Source organism: Nostoc sp. (genome assembly GCF_036917455.1).
Classification (GTDB): Bacteria; Cyanobacteriota; Cyanobacteriia; order Cyanobacteriales; family Nostocaceae; genus Nostoc.
In genome coordinates this window covers 1-3,294 of record NZ_JBALDK010000241.1, presented here as the reverse complement: position 1 = coordinate 3,294, position 3,294 = coordinate 1, and the positions used below count along the sequence as shown (strand labels likewise).

Sequence of the window (3,294 nt, the reverse complement as noted above, 5' to 3'; positions counted from 1 at the left end):
GCCACACGACCGCAATTTTTAAAACCGCCAGAACAAACAGCACAATCCCCACCTAACCAATCTATAACTCCATTACTCTCCAGCACTCCTTCTACGCCAGACATTAGTAATAGCGTGAAAACCGAACCTTTAGGTGTAGAGAAGCCCCCGACAGTCACGATTGATGACTTGAGAAATTGGTACAATGCCGCCGATAAGTTAGGGAAGCCGGAAAATTACAAAAAACGGATTGTGGAAGTTGCCAATCAGTTTAAGTCTGGTGAACAATTATCAGCCCAAGCCTTGACAGTAATGAATAAAGATACATCTGATCTTGTTGCCATTAGTCGGCTGACTCAAATTGCTCAAAGGATTGGTATAGTCTGGGGTAAGCCTAATGAAAATGGTACTCAAGTTTTGGGAAAAATTTATGATATAACCTTTAATACCCAGCAGAGAGATTTAACTATTTCGCAGAAAAATGGAGAGGTAATTTTAACCTTGCAATCGGGTCAGGTGAAGACAAATAAACTAACTCCACAGATATTGCAAACTTTTGAGGATGCGAATAGTCAGATAGATAAAATTTTAGCTAAATTTCAAGCGCAACAAATAGGACTACAAAGATAAAATTTAGCTCCCAAAGTTTTTTTAGAACACTTTTTTGCATTTTGAGCCGACAAGGACTGAATTCTGTTTTAATGTTAAGGGACTTGCAGAAAATAAACTATTCCATTAACAATAGTGATAATCATTTTAAAGGGGGATGAAAGGGCTGCCGTCGGCAGCCCTTTCATCCCCCTTTTGTAGTAGGAAGTCCCTTAAGCGGCGATACTTCAGTGAGCAGCAGGTACAGCGATCAAGTTAAGATCATTGACTGTTTGAGACGGAAGTTGCAGATCTGCGGCTTTGAGATTCTCGCGCAGATGCTCAACCGATGACGTTCCGGGAATCAGCAGGATGTTAGGTGAGCGCTGAAGCAGCCAGGCAAGCGCAACCTGCATCGGGGTCGCCTGAAGAGAGCTTGCAGCGGCATCGAGCTTGGACGATTGCAACGGCGTGAATCCACCAAGCGGAAAGAACGGGACATACGCCACGCCGCGCTGTGCAAGGTCGTCGATCAACGCATCATCTTCGCGGTGCGCTAAGTTGTACTGGTTCTGGACACACACAATCTCAGTCATCGCCTGGGCTTCCTTAAACTGTTGGGCATTGATGTTGCTCAGTCCGATATGGCGGATAAGTCCCTGACACTTTAAGTCAACCAGTGTGCTGAGGGGTTCTGCGATCAAGCCTTCAGATACGCCGCTGCCGTGATCACCTGTACCTGGGACTCTGAGATTAACAATGTCCATCGCCTCAAGCCCAAGATTTTGCAGGTTCTCGTGAACGGCATCGATCAGCTCTTGCCGCGAGAGGGCAGGTTGCCATGACTTATCCGCCGGACGACGCGCCCCCACCTTAGTGACAATCACCAAATTCTCAGGATAGGGGTGAAGTGCCTGACGAATAATTTGATTGGTAATGTGCGGACCATAAAAATCGCTAGTATCGATGTGATTGACACCGAGTGCTACCGCTTCACGTAAAACGGCAACGGCGGCATCCACGTCACGGGGCGGACCAAACACTCCTTGACCCGCAAGTTGCATTGCGCCGTAGCCCAGACGATTAAACGCGATCGACGTGTTTGGCAGCGTGAAGCTGCCCCCTAGATTGGTTTGCTGAATCATGTTGCTGTTTCCTTCGAGTGCTAATTAGTTTTAGTAAAAAGAGTGAAGCCTATTCGATGTCAAAAGGAGGATTATTTGAGGCTACATTTTCAGCACTCACGAAGATGCTGGTTGAGTCATGCTCACACTCTTATTCGCCGCTCACACGCAACACGATCTTGCCCAGATAATGCTGTTTCATCCCTGATTGCGCTTGCGCCGCCGCAACGAGAGGAAACGTCTGCGCGATGTGAACTTGAAACTGGTCGATGCTGATCAATCGGTTGAGTTGATCGAACAACATCGGGTCAGCATTTGCCTTCTTGAGTTCCACACCGTCGGGCGCTTTGGGTTCGGGCATCACACCGTTCGGAAAAGAGATGATTCCGCCCTGACGCACCAACGAGAGCGTGGATTGAACATCGTCGCCGCTCAGCAGCACCAACACGGCATCGAAGCCGTCAGGCGCAAAGGTGCGGGCGCGTTGCACAACGTCGTCGCCGTGTCCGTCCACCGCTTCATCAGCACCCAACTGCTTGACCAACTCCACGCCGTCTGCACCCGATGCAATAGCGAAAACGCTCGCGCCCATCTTCTTAGCGAGTTGCAGCGCAACGTGACCGACACCACCGCTTGCGCCCCACAGCATCAATTTGGTTCTGTCGCCCGTCAAGAGCGCCTTCAAATTACTTAGCGCCGTTAAACCAGCAATGGGCAATCCGCCTGCCATTAGCATATCAAGACCATCAGGCATCGGCGCGACCGTTTTTTCGGATACGACGACGTATTCTGCATAGCTACCGCCCTTGTCGTTCATGAAGCTTTGGGCATAAACGCGATCGCCGACCGCAAAACGAGCAACGCCATCGCCGACCGCAGCGATCGTGCCTGCACATTCGCCGCCCAGCACACGCGGAAAGTGGACTTCGTTATATACCAGTAAACCGTCGCGCTCCATCGCGTCCCAGACACCAACTCCGGCGACCTCAACGCGAATCAAAACTTCGCCCGCATCTACCATCGGTACGGGTAAGGTGTGCAAAGTCAGCTTGCCAGTACCGCCGAACTCGTCAACAGCCATTGCTTTCATCGATTGGGAAGTGGCTTGCATTTCTTAGGTTCTCCTAATCGAACGCTTCAAAGATCGCTACGAGTTCAGCATAAGTTTGAAAAGCTTTTCTTGAAATACACAAAACTCGCCGATGATTGCCTAATTCTCCAAAGCAATCGTTTGAAGTGGTTCTATAATCGTCAAGAGTAAGGCATTGAGCGATCGAGTCCCTACCATGATTGAAATCTCTAATTCTGACGTGATTGCGAATCAGTGCCAAGAACTCGCGACCCTAATAATCAGGCACACCGAGGGCAACGGTTTGCATTCAACTGCGATCAATCAATTGAGCTTTGAGCGCTCCGATGCGATGTCTTCGGCAACCTACAGTGTTGATGAACCCCGCTTCACCCTCATCGTTCAAGGCAAGAAAGAAATGTTGCTGGGTAAGGAAACATATCCTAGCGTGGCAAAACTTACTAGAGAAGAGCGGAAATCCTGTAATCTTGACCTTGTAGCGAAATAATGGTGCAAAAACTTGGCAAGAAAAAG

Annotated in this window: 3 protein-coding genes and 1 pseudogene; 2 read left to right on the top strand and 2 right to left on the bottom strand. The window is 49.0% G+C overall.

Annotated features, from left to right (window positions below; genetic code table 11):
* Positions 1 to 609 (top strand): annotated as a pseudogene (locus V7K42_RS26890) (hypothetical protein); the annotation flags it as partial.
* Between the two features lie 206 nt (positions 610 to 815).
* Here the strand turns inward: V7K42_RS26890 and V7K42_RS26885 are convergent.
* Both V7K42_RS26885 and V7K42_RS26880 read right to left on the bottom strand, forming a co-directional pair.
* Positions 816 to 1,712 (bottom strand): aldo/keto reductase family oxidoreductase, encoded by an 897-nt coding sequence (locus V7K42_RS26885; protein WP_334920496.1) that lies wholly within the window; start codon positions 1,710 to 1,712, stop codon positions 816 to 818.
* Positions 1,713 to 1,842: 130 nt separating this feature from the next.
* The gene (locus V7K42_RS26880; protein ID WP_334920495.1) at positions 1,843 to 2,802 is read right to left on the bottom strand and encodes a quinone oxidoreductase family protein; all 960 of its coding nucleotides are present in this window, start codon (positions 2,800 to 2,802) and stop codon (positions 1,843 to 1,845) included.
* 154 nt (positions 2,803 to 2,956) lie between these two features.
* On the opposite strand from V7K42_RS26880, the gene V7K42_RS26875 reads away from it, so the two are divergent.
* Positions 2,957 to 3,268, top strand: a complete 312-nt coding sequence (locus tag V7K42_RS26875; RefSeq protein ID WP_334920493.1) for an AraC family transcriptional regulator N-terminal domain-containing protein — start codon at positions 2,957 to 2,959, stop codon at positions 3,266 to 3,268.
* The last annotated feature ends 26 nt before the right edge of the window (positions 3,269 to 3,294 follow it).

Bases quoted from the DNA above. Each gene is read 5' to 3' on its own strand.
- V7K42_RS26885 (WP_334920496.1), bottom strand. From the start codon at position 1,712: ATGATTCAGCAAACCAATCTAGGGGGCAGCTTCACGCTGCCAAACACG.
- V7K42_RS26880 (WP_334920495.1), bottom strand. From the start codon at position 2,802: ATGCAAGCCACTTCCCAATCGATGAAAGCAATGGCTGTTGACGAGTTC.